At 66.9% G+C, this 14267-nt stretch carries 14 protein-coding genes and 3 tRNA genes; 10 read left to right on the top strand and 7 right to left on the bottom strand.

The annotated features are described in order from the left end of the window. Positions 1 to 138 precede the first annotated feature (138 nt). The 4 genes from AZL_RS12350 (at position 139) to AZL_RS12335 (ending at position 2540) form a co-directional block, all read left to right on the top strand. Positions 139 to 225: transfer RNA gene (locus AZL_RS12350), tRNA-Leu, on the top strand. Positions 226 to 263: 38 nt separating this feature from the next. Continuing rightward, positions 264 to 339 (top strand) — tRNA-Ala (locus tag AZL_RS12345). Positions 340 to 576: 237 nt separating this feature from the next. Then, positions 577 to 948 carry a hypothetical protein gene (locus tag AZL_RS12340; protein WP_148219306.1) on the top strand — a complete coding sequence of 124 codons (372 nt, stop codon included), beginning with the start codon at positions 577 to 579 and terminating at the stop codon, positions 946 to 948. Between the two features lie 401 nt (positions 949 to 1349). After that, positions 1350 to 2540 (top strand): glutathionylspermidine synthase family protein, encoded by a 1191-nt coding sequence (locus tag AZL_RS12335; RefSeq protein WP_012974881.1) that lies wholly within the window; start codon positions 1350 to 1352, stop codon positions 2538 to 2540. Positions 2541 to 2564: 24 nt separating this feature from the next. Here AZL_RS12335 and AZL_RS12330 read toward each other — a convergent pair whose 3' ends face one another. Next, positions 2565 to 2783, bottom strand: a complete 219-nt coding sequence (locus AZL_RS12330) for a hypothetical protein (RefSeq protein WP_042443076.1) — start codon at positions 2781 to 2783, stop codon at positions 2565 to 2567. A gap of 230 nt (positions 2784 to 3013) precedes the next feature. Beyond that, entirely contained in the window at positions 3014 to 3652 is a 639-nt protein-coding gene (phaR, locus tag AZL_RS12325) for a polyhydroxyalkanoate synthesis repressor PhaR (protein ID WP_012974880.1), read from the bottom strand. Positions 3653 to 4254: 602 nt separating this feature from the next. Here phaR and AZL_RS12320 point away from each other — a divergent pair. From AZL_RS12320 to AZL_RS12305, 4 genes are all read left to right on the top strand, one after another. After that, positions 4255 to 5571: an alpha/beta fold hydrolase gene (locus AZL_RS12320; protein WP_042443073.1), complete on the top strand. Its 1317-nt coding sequence runs from the start codon at positions 4255 to 4257 to the stop codon at positions 5569 to 5571. Positions 5572 to 5684: 113 nt separating this feature from the next. Next, positions 5685 to 6860 carry an acetyl-CoA C-acetyltransferase gene (locus AZL_RS12315; RefSeq protein WP_012974877.1) on the top strand — a complete coding sequence of 392 codons (1176 nt, stop codon included), beginning with the start codon at positions 5685 to 5687 and terminating at the stop codon, positions 6858 to 6860. A gap of 147 nt (positions 6861 to 7007) precedes the next feature. Continuing rightward, positions 7008 to 7730, top strand: a complete 723-nt coding sequence (gene phbB, locus AZL_RS12310; protein ID WP_012974876.1) for an acetoacetyl-CoA reductase — start codon at positions 7008 to 7010, stop codon at positions 7728 to 7730. A 199-nt stretch (positions 7731 to 7929) separates the two neighbouring features. Further along, positions 7930 to 9441 carry a UbiD family decarboxylase gene (locus AZL_RS12305; protein WP_012974875.1) on the top strand — a complete coding sequence of 504 codons (1512 nt, stop codon included), beginning with the start codon at positions 7930 to 7932 and terminating at the stop codon, positions 9439 to 9441. Between the two features lie 49 nt (positions 9442 to 9490). Here AZL_RS12305 and AZL_RS12300 read toward each other — a convergent pair whose 3' ends face one another. The 5 genes from AZL_RS12300 to AZL_RS12280 form a co-directional block, all read right to left on the bottom strand. Continuing rightward, positions 9491 to 9883: a gamma-butyrobetaine hydroxylase-like domain-containing protein gene (locus tag AZL_RS12300; RefSeq protein ID WP_012974874.1), complete on the bottom strand. Its 393-nt coding sequence runs from the start codon at positions 9881 to 9883 to the stop codon at positions 9491 to 9493. Beyond that, complete coding sequence (locus AZL_RS12295; RefSeq protein WP_012974873.1) at positions 9880 to 10110, bottom strand: Trm112 family protein; 231 nt, start codon at positions 10108 to 10110, stop codon at positions 9880 to 9882. Before AZL_RS12295 ends, AZL_RS12300 begins: the two co-directional genes overlap by 4 nt. Before the next feature lie 28 nt (positions 10111 to 10138). After that, the gene (locus AZL_RS12290; protein WP_012974872.1) at positions 10139 to 10819 is read right to left on the bottom strand and encodes an LON peptidase substrate-binding domain-containing protein; all 681 of its coding nucleotides are present in this window, start codon (positions 10817 to 10819) and stop codon (positions 10139 to 10141) included. A gap of 58 nt (positions 10820 to 10877) precedes the next feature. Continuing rightward, positions 10878 to 11831 (bottom strand): thioredoxin family protein, encoded by a 954-nt coding sequence (locus AZL_RS12285; RefSeq protein ID WP_086935361.1) that lies wholly within the window; start codon positions 11829 to 11831, stop codon positions 10878 to 10880. A gap of 175 nt (positions 11832 to 12006) precedes the next feature. Further along, positions 12007 to 12570, bottom strand: coding sequence for a prolyl-tRNA synthetase associated domain-containing protein (locus AZL_RS12280; RefSeq protein WP_012974870.1), 564 nt, complete (start codon positions 12568 to 12570; stop codon positions 12007 to 12009). A gap of 160 nt (positions 12571 to 12730) precedes the next feature. Here AZL_RS12280 and AZL_RS12275 point away from each other — a divergent pair. Together AZL_RS12275 and AZL_RS12270 are read left to right on the top strand one after the other, a co-directional pair. Then, positions 12731 to 12805: transfer RNA gene (locus AZL_RS12275), tRNA-Gly, on the top strand. Positions 12806 to 13564: 759 nt separating this feature from the next. Beyond that, positions 13565 to 14233, top strand: a complete 669-nt coding sequence (locus tag AZL_RS12270; RefSeq protein ID WP_012974869.1) for an RraA family protein — start codon at positions 13565 to 13567, stop codon at positions 14231 to 14233. Positions 14234 to 14267 lie beyond the last annotated feature (34 nt).

Below are 14267 nucleotides of genomic sequence, written 5' to 3'. Positions count from 1 at the left end.
GTCCCATCCGCCCTGTCCCACCGGCGATGACCGGCCCGCATGCGGAGGAAAAACTTTCGTGCAGGCGCATTTTTCCCTTGAGCGGGGCGGTCGGTCTGGGTACATAGAGCGCCCCGCGTGACCCCAAGAAACGCGGATGCGCTTGTGGCGGAATTGGTAGACGCGCTAGGTTCAGGTCCTAGTGGCTGAAAGGCCGTGGGGGTTCGAGTCCCTCCAAGCGCACCAACACCTCCTGTGTTGGTGAAGAGCAAGAGAAATACAGTGGGGCCATAGCTCAGCTGGGAGAGCGCTACAATGGCATTGTAGAGGTCAGGAGTTCGATCCTCCTTGGCTCCACCATTTCTCCCGTCCGCCGGGACGGATAATCACCGGAAATTCCAGAGAAATTTATCGCTACGGATACTGTGGCTTTCCAGCATCAGGAAGGCGCGGTCGGGGTGTTACCACCTTGGGGCGCATGGCCCAACGGGTGCCGCGTAAAGGATAATCAGGTCTGCCGAAGTGCTGGATCCCTACCTGCGCGCTTCGGCACATGCGAGATCCACACGCAATTCCGATTTTTCCGGAGCGCCCGCCATGTCCACACGGATGGAACGCGGGTTGAGGACGCTTGTCCTCGCCCTGTACGATGAAGCCGCATTGACGGCGGCGGCCAAGGGCCTGACAGGGCTGCTGGCCGAACGGGCGGCCTTGTGCGAGGTGGCGAGCCTCGCCTCCGTTCCGGCCCGCCGGCCGGTGTCGGAGGAGGAGGTGCTGCGCATCGTGCTGTCCGCCCGCCGGCTCCAGCGCCTGGGTGGCATGCGCGATGACAGGCCGGTCCTGGTCCCGGCCCTGACCGCGGTTGTTCCAATGCATCGGGCGGTGGCCGGGATGAAGCCTCGCCGTGGCCGTCTGGCCTTGTGGGCGATGAGGTCGCTGGCGCGTCTTCCGTCGGCCCCCTTGATCTGACGCGCGCCGGCCGACCACCGGTTGACGACCAATGGCCGGCTCGGGCCGCTGCCGCCTTTCGCCGCAGCGGCCCGGTGTTTTTCGGCATCCGATGCCGTCCGGGGCCTCGGCTCGCGTCCTGCCGGATTCGGCCGGCGGGTGAGCCATCGCGGATGCGCGCTGGCATGCGGCCGCGGAGCGGGGTACATACGCAAGGCTGTTCTTGCGTCGCAGCGATTGCGTCGCGAGCATCCGCGTCTGTCTGAGGATTGGCCTCCCGGAGTTGACCGTTGACCAGTGGACCGTTGACCTGCCTGCCGCCCATCCCGCTTTCCGTGTTCCGGCGCATCGCCGCGACGGCCCGTCCGGCCTGTCGGCGTTGATCCGTCGGCGCTGATTTTCGCGGATCGGAAGGAGCGGGCATGCGCAGGACGACGACCAAGCCGCGGGCCGACTGGCGCCCGGGTCTCCGCAAATATCCCTATGGGGTGCGTGCCATGTCGGCCGGGGCCGGTTGGCGCGAGGACGCCCTCTATGAGTTCACCGCCTCGCAGATCGATCTGATCGAGAGCGTGGCCGACGAACTGCACAGCATGATCGCCGTCGCCGTGCGTCATGTGATGGATCACAAGCTGTTCGCCCCGCTCGGCATCCGTGGTGATCTGGCCCGCATCCTGGAGGCGTCCTGGGCCGATTACTGGGCTGGCGGGCGGCGCAACGAGCGCGCGGGCGGCCTGGCCGGGCGGCTGACGCTGGCCTATGACGGGCGCGACAGCGTCAAGTTGCTGGGCTGCAACTACGACACCTGCGAAGGCTTGTTCGCCGCCTCGATGATTCAGCGCAACTGGCGCGAGGCGATGGCGCCCGACGCCAGCCAGTTCAACGGTCTGCATGAGGCGTTGGTCGAGCGCTGGGAGGAGTTGGCGTCCGACCTGCCCGGCCGTGGGCGCATGCATGCGACCTGCGCCACCCCCGACCCGGTGCGCGAGGGCGAACTGGTCTATCTCGCCGCCACCGCGGCGGAGGCCGGCATCGACACCCGTCTGCTGCCGCTCCACGCCATCGCCTGGGACGGCCGCCGATTCCTCGACGACGAGGGGCAGCCGATCTCCTGGCTGGCCAAGCTTTATCCCTGGGACGGGCTGGCCGATGACGGCTTCCTTCAGCGGCTGCGCAGCAGCGGCATGAGCGTGCTGTCACCCTTGTGGTGCTGGCTGTGGTCCAACCATGGGCTGCTGGCGGTTCTCTCCCATCTGTATCCGCGCCACCCCAACCTGTGCCGTGCCGCGCTCGACCCCAGCGGTGTGGCCGGTGCCGATCTGGTGAGCGTCCGCGCCCTGTATGGGCTGGATGCCGCGCCGACCCGCATCCTGGAGCATGGGACGGTGATTGCCGACGACGGCCCGGACATGGGACAGGATGTCGCCACCCATGGCGCGGTCTGGCTGGAAACCCCACCCTGTTTCCGCGAGGAGGACACGCGCGCGATCCTGCACGCCTGGATCGTCGGCGACAAATGCCTGGGCATGGCGGTGCGGGAATCGGCCGATCCGCGCCTGGGGGCCGGTGTCGGTCCGGACTCGGCGATGATCCCGCACCTGTTCAGGAGCTGATCCCGGCTGCTGGGAGTGCGGTTCTCAAGGAGCGAACGGGTTCTTGAGCGCCGGGCCGAAGGTCGCCTTGCGGGCGGCGCGCCAGATGCTTTCCGCCGCCGCGTCGGTGCCGCGGGCGGCGACGGCCATGCCGGCCACGCCCGGCTGATGGCTGAGCCAGTCGCGCAGCAAATTCTCGAAACGCGCGACCTCGCGCGGGTCGTCGCTGGTCAGCGTGATCGAGGTGGTGAGCTCGGTGGTCATGGTCGGTTCCCTCCTGACGGTTGGGCGGGCCTGACGGTTGGGCGGGCTGATGAACGCGGGCCGATGAGTGGCGGACCGGCCCGATCGGCACCCCGCACCCCCTCGAGGCTGCGCGCCCGTCCTGACCGGCGCAATGAAAAAGGCGGGGTATGACCCCGCCTTCTGTGCCGTTCTCTGTCTGGAACCTTTTCCGGCGGGCTGTTTTCCGCCGGATGGGCTAAGATTTCCGGTCACTTCGTATCCGACTTGCCGCCCGGGCTGGCGATGCTGGCGATCTGCTTCTGCAACTCGTCGATCTGCTTCTGCAATTCGTCGAAGGTGGCGCCGGCCGTGGCGGCGGGCGTCGGGGCGGTCGCCGGGTTGGCCGGGCGTTGTCCGCCGGGGGCCTCGTCCGTGGCGCCGGCGGCGCCGAAGGGCGTGAAGATGCGCATGGCGCGTTCGAACATCGCCATGTTCTGCTTGCTGACCTCGTCCAGCCGGCCGAATGGGAACATGCCGCCCAGCGTGTTCTGGAAATAATCGCGCATCTGCTCCTGATTGCGCGAGAAGGCCTGCATCGAATATTCCAGATAGCGCGGGACCACCGACTGCATGTTGTCGCCGTAGAAGCCGATCAACTGGCGCAGGAAGCTGATCGGCAGCAGGTTCTGGCCCTTGCTTTCCTCCTCCACGATGATCTGGGTCAGCACGGAGCGGGTGATGTCCTCGCCCGTCTTCGCGTCATAGACCACGAAATCTAGCCCGTCCTTCACCATCTGGCAGAGGTGGTCCAGCGTGACATAGCTGCTGGTCGCGGTGTTGTAGAGCCGCCGGTTGGCGTACTTCTTGATCGTGATCGGAGCGGACTTCTGGTCTTCCTTGTCGGCCATCGCGGACTCTTTCAAGAAGGGACGCGTTCCGGGCCATGCGCGAACGGGCGGTAGGCAAGCCCATGCTGTTCCGGAACACGCGGGTCAAGCAGCGGAAATTGTTCCGTCATTAGGACTACTCGAAGGAATAGCAATTTGTCCAGCCTTGCGCCGCGGCATAGCGCCGCGCCCCCGTCGGGCCTGCCGGCGTGAGCGGAGGGGCGGGGCGGCGCCGGAGGCATCGGCCGATATCCGAAAGGACAGGTGGGGAGCCATCCCGGACTGGTCAATCCGACCCTGTCATCCCTATACTCCCGCCATGGCCGACCCGTCGACTCCAGACCGCTCCCCCGATCCGTCGCCCGGCGATCCGCCTTCATACGAATCGCTGGCCCGCCGCTATCTGGACCTGTGGCAGGACCAATGGACGGCCTGCGCCGCCGATCCGGAGATGGCGGACATGATGACCCGCCTGTTCCAGATGATGGGGCAGGGGGTGGCTCCGTTCGGACCGGGGCCGGCGGGATTCGGCTTCGCTGGCGGCTCTATGGCCGGCACCGGCTGGGATCCCCGGCCCGGTCCCTTCCCGAACACCGGCACCCCTCAACACGGACGGCCTTCCGATGAGCGAGCGTCTGGCGGACGACAGCCGGGCGGACGGGACTCCGCCCCGCCAGCCGATGCGGCAGGGGCCGCGTCCGCTGGCCCTGCATCTGACGGCGGCTCTGGGCAGCTTGCTCAGCTCCTCGACCGCATTGCCGCTCTTGAGGAGCGGCTTGCTTCCCTGGTCGCCGGCCCTGCGGGAGCGGGCGGCGGCGCTCAGGGCGGACATGGCGCTGGCGGATCGGACGCTGTTGGATCGCCGGCATCCGGCCGGGGGGGAGCGCGCGCGGGCAGGCGCCGCCGACCCCCTGGGCCGGGAGGTTGACCGCGAGATCCGCCGGCGCGTCGATGCCGTCCTGAGCGGGATCGAGCGTTACCGTCATCACCCCTACCGACGCGACCTGCCCGATCCGCCGACGGTTTGGACGGAGGGTGGATCGCGCCTGCTGGATTATGGGGCGGCGGCCGGGGGCAGGCCGGTGCTGTTCGTGCCGTCGCTGGTGAACCGCGGCTATATCCTGGATCTGTCGCGGGACAGGAGCCTGCTGCGCTGGCTGGCGGCGCGCGGACTCCGACCCTTCCTGCTGGATTGGGGCAGGCCCGGACCGCTGGAGCGCCGGTTCACCCTGACCGACTATATCGCCGGCCGGCTGGAGCGCGCCCTGGATGTCGTCGTGGAGGCGGTGGGCGGGCCGGTGCCGGTGGTCGGCTATTGCATGGGCGGCTTGCTGGCGGCGGCGCTGGCCCAACGCCGGCCGCGCTCGCTCGCCGGGCTGGTGCTGATGGCGACGCCCTGGGATTTCCATGCCGAGGATGCGGCGACCGCGCGCCGGGTCGCGACCTTCATCCAGCCCTGGGGACCGGCGCTGGAGCGCTGGGGCGAATTGCCGACCGACGCCCTGCAGGCGCTCTTCGCCCAGCTCGACCCGTTGCTGGCCTTGAAGAAATTCTCCGGCTTCGCCCGCATGGCGCCGGCGTCCCGCGCCGCGACCGCCTTCGTCGCGCTGGAGGATTGGCTGAACGACGGGGTGCCGCTGGTGGCGGGGGTGGCGCGCGACGCGCTGGCTGGCTGGTACGGCCGCAACGACACGATGGCCGGCGCCTGGATGGTCGCCGGGCTGCCGGTCGACCCCGGCGCCATCCGCGTGCCGACCCTGGCGCTGATTCCTGAGCGCGACCGCATCGTTCCGCCGGCCTCCGCCCTGGCGCTGGGCCATGCCGTTCCCGGCGCCCGGATCCTGCGTCCGCCGCTGGGTCATATCGGCATGGTCGTCAGCGCCGGCGCCGAAAGCGGGGTGTGGGCCCCGCTGGCCGAATGGCTTGCTGCGACAGGTTAGCTCCGCGACCTTCAGCCCGCTTGCACCCGTCCCGCTACACGCCGTAAGGTAAAAAGCAATCCGAGCGTCCCACCAGCGCTATAATAAAACTGTCCCAATTCGAGGAGCGTTCAATGACCGAGGTTGTCATCGCCGGTGCCGCCCGTACGCCCATCGGCAGCTTCAACGGCGCCCTCAGCGCCGTTCCCGCCCATGTTCTGGGTGAGGTCGCCATCCGCGAGGCGCTGGCCCGCGCGAAGACCGATGCGGCGGAAGTGAACGAAGTCATCTTTGGCCAGATCCTGACCGCCGGCCAGGGGCAGAACCCGGCCCGCCAGGCCGCCGTGAACGCCGGCATTCCGGTGGAGGCCACCGCCATCGGCGTCAACCAGCTCTGCGGGTCCGGCCTGCGCACCGTGGCGCTCGGCTATCAGGCGATCAAGAACGGCGACGCCGACATCCTGGTCGTCGGCGGCCAGGAAAGCATGAGCATGGCGCCGCACGTCATGCATCTGCGCAACGGCACCAAGATGGGCTCGGCCGAGCTGCTCGACACCATGCTGCGCGACGGCCTGACCGACGCCTTTCATGGCTACCACATGGGCACGACCGCCGAGAATGTCGCCCAGAAGTGGCAGCTGACCCGCCAGGAGCAGGACGCCTTCGCCGCCGCAAGCCAGCAGAAGGCCGAGGCCGCCCAGAAGGCCGGCCGCTTCAAGGACGAGATCGTCCCGGTCACCATCAAGGGCCGCAAGGGTGACGTCGTCGTGTCGGAAGACGAGTACCCGAAGCACGGCACCACCGCGGAATCGCTGGCCAAGCTGCGCCCGGCCTTCTCGAAGGACGGCACGGTGACCGCCGGCAACGCCTCGGGCATCAATGACGGCGCCGCCGCCCTGGTGCTGATGACGGCGGAGAACGCGGCCAAGCGCGGCGTCACCCCGCTGGCCCGCATCGTCTCCTGGGCGACGGCCGGCGTCGATCCGGCGATCATGGGCACCGGCCCGATCCCGGCCTCGCGCAAGGCGCTGGAGAAGGCCGGCTGGACCGTCGACGATCTCGACCTGATCGAGGCGAACGAGGCGTTCGCCGCCCAGGCGCTGGCCGTCAACAAGGATCTGGGCTGGGACACCGGCAAGGTCAACGTCAATGGCGGCGCCATCGCGCTCGGCCATCCGGTCGGCGCCTCGGGTGCCCGCGTGCTGACCACCCTGCTGTTCGAAATGCAGAAGCGCGACGCCAAGAAGGGCCTCGCCACCCTGTGCATCGGCGGCGGCATGGGCATCGCCCTCTGCGTCCAGCGCGACTGAGGATCGGACGGGCCGTTTTCCACACGGAAACGGCCCGCTTCCCTCAAGGCATGAGGAATCCGCCGGACCTGCGGAGGGGTTCCCATACCCAAAAACAAGAATTTTAAAGAAACCAACCAATCACAACCAATTCTGGGGAGAAGAACCATGGCTCGTGTTGCAGTCGTCACTGGTGGCACCCGCGGCATCGGCGAGGCGGTTGCCATCGCCCTGAAGAATGCCGGCTACAAGGTCGCCGCCAACTATGCCGGCAACGATCAGGCGGCCGAGGAATTCACCGCCCGCACCGGCATCCCGACCTACAAGTTCGATGTCGCCGATTTCGACGCCTGCAAGAAGGGGATCGCCGCGATCGAGTCCGATCTCGGCCCGGTCGATGTGCTGATCAACAACGCCGGCATCACCCGTGACGGCGTGATGCACCGCATGACCTATCAGCAGTGGGAGGCGGTGATCCACACCAACCTGTCCTCCTGCTTCAACATGTGCCGCAACGTCATCGACGGCATGCGCGAGCGCGGCTTCGGCCGCATCGTCAACATCGGCTCGATCAACGGCCAGGCCGGCCAGTACGGCCAGGTCAACTATGCCGCGGCCAAGTCGGGCATCCACGGCTTCACCAAGGCGCTGGCCCAGGAGAGTGCCGCCAAGGGCATCACCGTCAACGCCATCGCTCCCGGCTATATCGACACCGACATGGTGCGCGCGGTGCCGGCCAACGTGCTGGAGAAGATCGTGGCCCGCATCCCGGTCGGCCGTCTCGGCCGCGCCTCGGAGATCGCCAACGCCGTCCTGTTCCTGGTCAATGACGACAACGGCTTCATGACCGGCTCGACCCTGTCGATCAACGGCGGCCAGCACATGTACTGATCCGGCAGCCGGATCTCGCACCCCGGCTCCCGAGCTGTGACGAAGCCCCTTTCCCGCGCCCGGTCGGACCCTTGGTCTACCGGGGGTGGGGAAGGGGTTTTCTTTTGGAACCAGTCTCCACCGCACTTGACGGAGCGGCCGTCGGGTTGAAGGTTATCGTCCGTTTCGGACCTGCCACCCACACACTGGACACCCTGCGATGCCCTACACCTCGTTGCGCGACTTCATCGACCGGCTGGAGAAGGCGGGGCGGCTGGTGGTGGTGAAGGAGCCGGTGTCGACCGTGCTGGAGATGACCGAGATCCAGACCCGCCTCTTGGCCGAGAACGGCCCGGCGGTGCTGTTCGAGAACGTCATCAAGGCCGACGGCACGCGCTCCGAGATGCCGGTGCTGGTCAACCTGTTCGGCACGGTGGAGCGGGTCGCCTGGGGCATGGACCGCGAGCCGTACCAGTTGCGCGCCATCGGCGAGACGCTGGCCTTCCTCAAGCAGCCGGAGCCGCCGGGTGGCTTCCGCGAGGCGCTGGAACTGATCCCGCTGGCCAAGACGGTGCTGTCGATGAAGCCGAAGACCGTCGGCTCGGCGCCCTGCCAGGAGGTGGTGCTGACCGGCGACGACATCGACCTCGGCCGCCTGCCGGTGCAGAGCTGCTGGCCGGGAGAGCCGGCACCGCTGATCACCTGGCCGCTGGTGGTGACCAAGGGGCCGACGGGGAAGCGCGAGGACGACTTCAACCTCGGCATCTACCGCATGCAGGTGCTGGGGAAGAACAAGACCATCATGCGCTGGCTGAAGCACCGCGGCGGCGCCCAGCACCATCACCGCTGGGCCGCGAGCGGCAAGCGCGAGCCGCTGCCCTGCGCCGTCGTGCTGGGGGCCGATCCCGGCACCATCCTGGCGGCGGTGACGCCGGTGCCGGACACCCTGTCGGAATACCAGTTCGCCGGCCTGCTGCGCGGCAAGAAGGTGGAGCTGGTGGAGTGCAAAACGGTGCCGCTGAAGGTGCCGGCCCAGGCCGAAATCGTGCTTGAAGGCCATGTCAGCCTGGACGAATACGCCGACGAAGGGCCCTACGGCGACCACACCGGCTATTACAACTCGGTCGAGCCCTTCCCGGTCTTCACCGTCACCGCCATGACGATGCGGCGCAAGCCGATCTACCTGTCGACCTTCACCGGCCGCCCGCCCGACGAGCCGTCGGTGCTAGGCGAGGCGCTGAACGAGGTGTTCATCCCGCTGCTGATCCAGCAGTTTCCGGAGATCGTCGATTTCTGGCTGCCGCCGGAAGGCTGTTCCTACCGCATCGCCGTGGTCAGCATGAAGAAGGCCTATCCCGGCCACGCCAAGCGGGTGATGATGGGGGTCTGGTCCTTTCTGCGCCAGTTCATGTACACGAAATGGGTGATCGTCGTGGACGACGACATCGACGCGCGGAACTGGAAGGATGTGATGTGGGCGATCTCAACCCGCATGGATCCGGCGCGTGACATCACGGTGATCGAGGGTACGCCGATCGATTATCTCGACTTCGCCAGCCCGGAGTCGGGACTGGGCGGCAAGGTCGGGCTGGACGCCACCAACAAATGGCCGCCGGAGACCAAGCGGGAGTGGGGCGAAAAGCTCCACATGACCGGGGAGGTGGTGGAGACGGTCAGCCGCAAATGGGATCTCTATGGCCTGCCGGGCAGCGGCAAGCCGATCTGGAAGTGAGGAAAAAGCCCCTCCTCCGCTTGGAGGAGGGGCTTTCCGTGGCTGTTGCTCACCGCCGCGGGTCGCGGCTCAGACCCTTGGCCTGCAACTCCTCGAGATAGCCGGACCACAGGCTTTCCTGGTCGCTGCCGATCTCGTGCAGGTATTTCCACGTGTAGATGCCGCTGTCATGCAGATCATCGAAGACGATGCGGATGGCGTAATTGCCGACCGGCTCCAGCCGCATGATGCCGACATGGCGACGGCCGGCGACCGTCTGCTTCTGGCTGGGATTGTGGCCCTGCACCTCGGCGGACGGGCTGACGACACGCAGGAACTCCGCCGGGTAGGAGAAGCTGCGGCCATCGTCGAAATCGACCTCCAGCCGTTTCTCCTCCCTTTTCAGGCGGATCTCGGTCGGCCAGTGGACCGTGCCGAATCCGTCCCCGACGCTGTCGCTCATCGTGACGCCCCCGCCTTGTCCAGGCTGCGGGCCTCGTCGATCAGCATGATCGGAATGCCGTCGCGAATCGGATAGGCCAGACCGGCGCGTTCGCTGACCAGTTCGCCGCGGTCGGCGTCGTAGCGCAGCGGACCCTTGGTCAGCGGGCAGACCAGGATCTCCAGCAGCTTCGGGTCGACGCGGGCGTTGGTTTTCGCTTCGCTGCTCTTGTCCTCGGGCGTCGCCATCTCGTGTCTCGCGGTGATTGGAAAAGGGTCAATGCTTGGGCGGCGGGCCGTCCCCGTCATGGCTGTCGAGAATGGCCATCTCGACCAGCCCGATCAAGAGCTTCCCACGTTCCGCCAGGGTCGGCGCCTCCAGCAGCGCCTGTTTCTCGCCGGGGGTGAACGGGCAGATCATCGCCAGGGAATTGACCAGCCGCTCGTCCAGCGTCGTTTCGATGGACTTCCAATCGACCGACAGGCGCTGGACCCGGAAATAGGTCTTCAGTGCGCCGACCAGCCGGTTGCGGTCGATGTCGCCGCAGGCCTCGGGTTCCAGATCTGCGTGGAAGGGGCGCCAGTCGGGCACCACCCGGCGGTAGCCGTGGATCCCCTCGACCTCCCGCCCGATCTCGAAACGGGCGACGCCGGTCAGGGTGATGTGGAAGCGGCCGTCGTCGGTCTCGGCGAAGCTGGTGACACGTCCGGCGCAGCCGCAGTGGTAGACCGCCGGGTCGCGTTCCCGTCCGGCCGGATCGAGCGGCTGGATCATGCCGATCATGCGGCCGCTGGCCATGGCATCCTCGACCATGGCCAGATAGCGCGGCTCGAAGATGTTGAGCGGCAACCGAGCCCGCGGCAGCAGCAGCACGCCGGCCAAGGGGAAGACCGGCAGCATCGCCGGCAACTGGTCGGGGTCGGGGTCGAAGGGGTTTCTGGCGGCGTTTCTGGTCATGCCAATCAGATAGAACCCCTTCGCCGGTGGAACAGCCGTCCCGCTTTCGGAAAAAGCCTCAGCTGAACATCATGGTCGACAGGCGGCGGCGGGTCTTCACCGTCAGCGGGTCGGTCTGGCCGAACGCCTCGAAGAACTTCACCAGCTGCTTGCGGGCGCCGTCGTCGTTCCAGGTCCGGTCGCGCTTGAAGATCTCCAGCAGCTCGTCCACCGCGGCCTCGCGCTTGCCGGCGGCGAACAGCGCCATGGCGAGGTCGAAGCGCGACGCATGGTCGTTCGGATCGTGGGCGACCTTCTCCATCAGCTCGGGGATCGGGCCGGCGTTGGACGCCTGCTCCGCCACGTCGAGCGCGGCGCGGACGTTGGCCAGCTCCTTGTCCTTGGCGATGGATTCCGGGGCCTGGGCCAGCATCTGCTTGGCGTTCTCCAGGTCGCCGGCGGCGATCAGGCAACGGACGATGCCGGCATAGGCCTGGGCGTTCTCCGGCTCGGCCTGTAGGATCTGGCTGTAGAGGTCGAGCGCGCCCTGAAGGTCGCCACCCTCCATCATCTCCTTGGCCTGGGCGAAGGCCTCCTCCAGCAACTCGCCGGCGCCGCCGCCGACACCGGCCTGCTTGGCCAGCGCCACCAGCTTGTCGACGAAGGATTTCACCTGCGATTCGGGCAGGGCGCCCATGAAGCCGTCGACCGGACGGCCCTGGAAGAAGGCGTAGACCGCCGGGATCGACTGGACGCGGAGCTGCGAGGCGATCATCGGGTTGGCGTCGGTGTCGATCTTCACCAGCCGGACCATGCCCTTGGTGGCGCGCACCACCTTCTCGATGATCGGACCCAGCTGCTTGCAGGGGCCGCACCAGGGCGCCCAGAAATCGACGATCACCGGCACGTCGCGCGATGCCTCGATCACGTCGGCCATGAAGTCGCGGTCGCTGCTGTCCTTGACGACGTCCGCGGCGCCGGCGGTGGCGGGAGCGGCGGGCTTGGACCCTTTGGCGGGGGGCATGGAGAACATGGCGTGTTTCGGTCCCGTTGGTGATGCCTGACCCGTCCGGACGTCCCGGCGGGTCACGGAGTTGCCGATCCGGCCGTTGCCGGGCCCGGATCCGTTCGTTGCCGTCATATGTGAGCGCGCCAGGCCGCTCAAGCAAGCATTGCGTGGACCTGCCGCGGGGCGGCCGGGCTCCGCGTCAGCCGGATCCCTCCCGGCCGAACTCGACAACCGCCGGCTCATGGCCGCAGGCGCGGATGAACCGCAGCAGATCGTCGCGCCCGATCGCCGTCGTCCGGTCGTTCAGCAACGGATGATAGTTCAGCAGCTCATGCTCCATCATCGCCTTTTGCAGGACGACGCGCACCTTGAGTTCGCTGTCATTGACCAGCGCGAAGGGCGTGACCGATCCCGGCCGGATGCCGAGAAAGCGCCACAGCCGCTCCGCCGAGGCGAAGGACAGCCGCGCCGATCCGATCAGCTTGTCCAGCCGGTTCAGGTCGACCCTGGCATCCTCCAGCGCCACCACCAGCCAATGCTGGTCCTTCTTGTCCTTCAGGAACAGGTTCTTACAATGGCCGCCCGGCAGCGCGCCCCGCAGGGCCTTGCTTTCCTCCACCGTGTGGAGCGGCGGATGGCTGTGCGTGACCGCCCGGATGCCGAGCGCGTCGAGCCGTGCCAGCAGCTGGTCCGGCGCGGTCGGCAGCGGCGCGTCAGGGGCCGGAAGGGAAGGGTCGGGACGGGAGGGGGATCCGATGGTCATGTCAGCCCTTGTAGCGGGAGCCCTTTTCCCGGGCGCGGGGAAAATCGTCCGGTCGGCGAAAAAAACTGAAACAAGGCGCTTGCATTGCGTCGATCGATGAGTATAGTCCGCCGCACACCGCCGGACGGCACCGACAAGCTGCCGATCGATGGTGCGGAGCGCGGGCGTAGCTCAGGGGTAGAGCACAACCTTGCCAAGGTTGGGGTCGAGGGTTCGAATCCCTTCGCCCGCTCCAATTTGGTCCAGCGCTGGCGCTGGAGAATGCGATCTCAAAAGGCCGGACCTTCGGGTGCCGGCCTTTCGCATTTCAAGCGTCTTCGCTCCGGTCACTCCGCTTACGTCTCGCCGCCTGGCCTTATCGTTCGATCTCTGCCGGATCGGGTCCGGGGGGCGTCAAAATGACCTCTGCAATTTATGCACGCATCTTTGCGTTTTAATGGGCCGATCCCCAGGCGCCATACAAATGTGGGTGATGAATCCGGTTGAATGATCTTTTGATTTAATCGGATTTTAACGCTGTCAATCAAGCGGTGCCACAGTTCCAGCCGGCTTTAAAGGCAATTCACGGCTTCCTGTAATTTCCAAGCTTATTGATGGATGTCTTTGTGACAACCCGCAAGGGAGCGGGAAATTTTCTGTGCGGTATTTACAGATTGTCAACCTCCTTGCGTCTCCCAACCCAAGCGGGTACACTTCAAACTCTAAATAAGTAAGGAAGAAGTCTCCAACGGTTGTGATTGACGCCGCATGGCGCCGGAAGAGCGATGAAGCTTCGGTGCACATTCTCGGGTTTGGACGTTCCGACGTCGGCATCCGCATGCATCTCGTCGATCTCCGGGCAGGCGATCGGGGGAGCGGGCGATCGGGGGCTGGACGCGGGACGCCTCCCCGGTTCCGCGCCGGCACCGCATCCGCCCGCCTCGCAGGAAGGGATAGACGACCGCCATACCCGCCATCCGCCACCTCGATCCGGATATGAAGAAAGGAACCTGCCATGGCCATGCAGCGCTATCTCGTCACCTATCCGCGGCTCTCGACCGACACCCTCGCCAAATGGTCGTCGGTACCCAGCAGCGTCGCCTCCGACGCGCTGAACCGGTGCCAGAGCATGGATTCGCGCATCAAGCCGATGGTGCCGGGCATGCGTCTGTGCGGTCAGGCCCGCACCGTGGTCACCATGCCCGGCGACAACAGCATGGTTCATCACGCCGTCAGCCTGGCGGAGCCGGGTGACGTCGTGGTCGTGGCGGGCGGTGGCCTCGATGATGTGGCGCTGGCCGGCGAATGGGTGGTGCGTTGCTGCAAGCGGCGCGCGCTGGGCGGATTGGTGGTCGATGGCTCCGTTCGCGACCTGCACGAGATCCGCGGGTTGGGCATGCCGGTCTTCGCCAAGGGTGCCGTGGCCCGTGGTCCGCACAAGAATTTCGGTGGCAAGATGGACGTCACCGCCGCCATCGGCGGCGTGCCGGTCAATCCGGGCGATCTGATCCTGGGCGACGAGGATGGCGTGGTGGTCGTGCCGCTGGCCTTCGCCGAGGCCGCCCTGGCGCAGAGCCTGGCCCTGTTGGAGCGCGAGCGCCAGTGGACCGAGCGGATCGAAGCCGGCGCCACTCTGGTCGAGGTGCTGGGTGTTCCCCCGCTGGAGATCGTTCCCGTCGATTGAGCGGGACGGTGTCGAGGAAATCCTCCGCATCGCC

The organism is Azospirillum sp. B510 (assembly GCF_000010725.1).
Taxonomy (GTDB): domain Bacteria; phylum Pseudomonadota; class Alphaproteobacteria; order Azospirillales; family Azospirillaceae; genus Azospirillum; species Azospirillum lipoferum_B.
The sequence above is the reverse complement of the archived record's forward strand: the minus strand, read 5'-3'. Positions and strand labels throughout refer to the sequence as shown.

What these genes read in the sequence shown, in the direction of transcription:
- AZL_RS12340 (WP_148219306.1), top strand. Translation starts at nt 577, where the DNA reads ATGTCCACACGGATGGAACGCGGGTTGAGGACGCTTGTCCTCGCCCTG.
- AZL_RS12285 (WP_086935361.1), bottom strand. Translation starts at nt 11,831, where the DNA reads ATGTTCTCCATGCCCCCCGCCAAAGGGTCCAAGCCCGCCGCTCCCGCC.
- AZL_RS12300 (WP_012974874.1), bottom strand. Translation starts at nt 9,883, where the DNA reads ATGAGCGACAGCGTCGGGGACGGATTCGGCACGGTCCACTGGCCGACC.
- phaR (WP_012974880.1), bottom strand. Translation starts at nt 3,652, where the DNA reads ATGGCCGACAAGGAAGACCAGAAGTCCGCTCCGATCACGATCAAGAAG.
- AZL_RS12305 (WP_012974875.1), top strand. Translation starts at nt 7,930, where the DNA reads ATGCCCTACACCTCGTTGCGCGACTTCATCGACCGGCTGGAGAAGGCG.
- phbB (WP_012974876.1), top strand. Translation starts at nt 7,008, where the DNA reads ATGGCTCGTGTTGCAGTCGTCACTGGTGGCACCCGCGGCATCGGCGAG.
- AZL_RS12315 (WP_012974877.1), top strand. Translation starts at nt 5,685, where the DNA reads ATGACCGAGGTTGTCATCGCCGGTGCCGCCCGTACGCCCATCGGCAGC.
- AZL_RS12280 (WP_012974870.1), bottom strand. Translation starts at nt 12,570, where the DNA reads ATGACCATCGGATCCCCCTCCCGTCCCGACCCTTCCCTTCCGGCCCCT.
- AZL_RS12330 (WP_042443076.1), bottom strand. Translation starts at nt 2,783, where the DNA reads ATGACCACCGAGCTCACCACCTCGATCACGCTGACCAGCGACGACCCG.
- AZL_RS12295 (WP_012974873.1), bottom strand. Translation starts at nt 10,110, where the DNA reads ATGGCGACGCCCGAGGACAAGAGCAGCGAAGCGAAAACCAACGCCCGC.
- AZL_RS12335 (WP_012974881.1), top strand. Translation starts at nt 1,350, where the DNA reads ATGCGCAGGACGACGACCAAGCCGCGGGCCGACTGGCGCCCGGGTCTC.
- AZL_RS12270 (WP_012974869.1), top strand. Translation starts at nt 13,565, where the DNA reads ATGGCCATGCAGCGCTATCTCGTCACCTATCCGCGGCTCTCGACCGAC.
- AZL_RS12320 (WP_042443073.1), top strand. Translation starts at nt 4,255, where the DNA reads ATGAGCGAGCGTCTGGCGGACGACAGCCGGGCGGACGGGACTCCGCCC.
- AZL_RS12290 (WP_012974872.1), bottom strand. Translation starts at nt 10,819, where the DNA reads ATGACCAGAAACGCCGCCAGAAACCCCTTCGACCCCGACCCCGACCAG.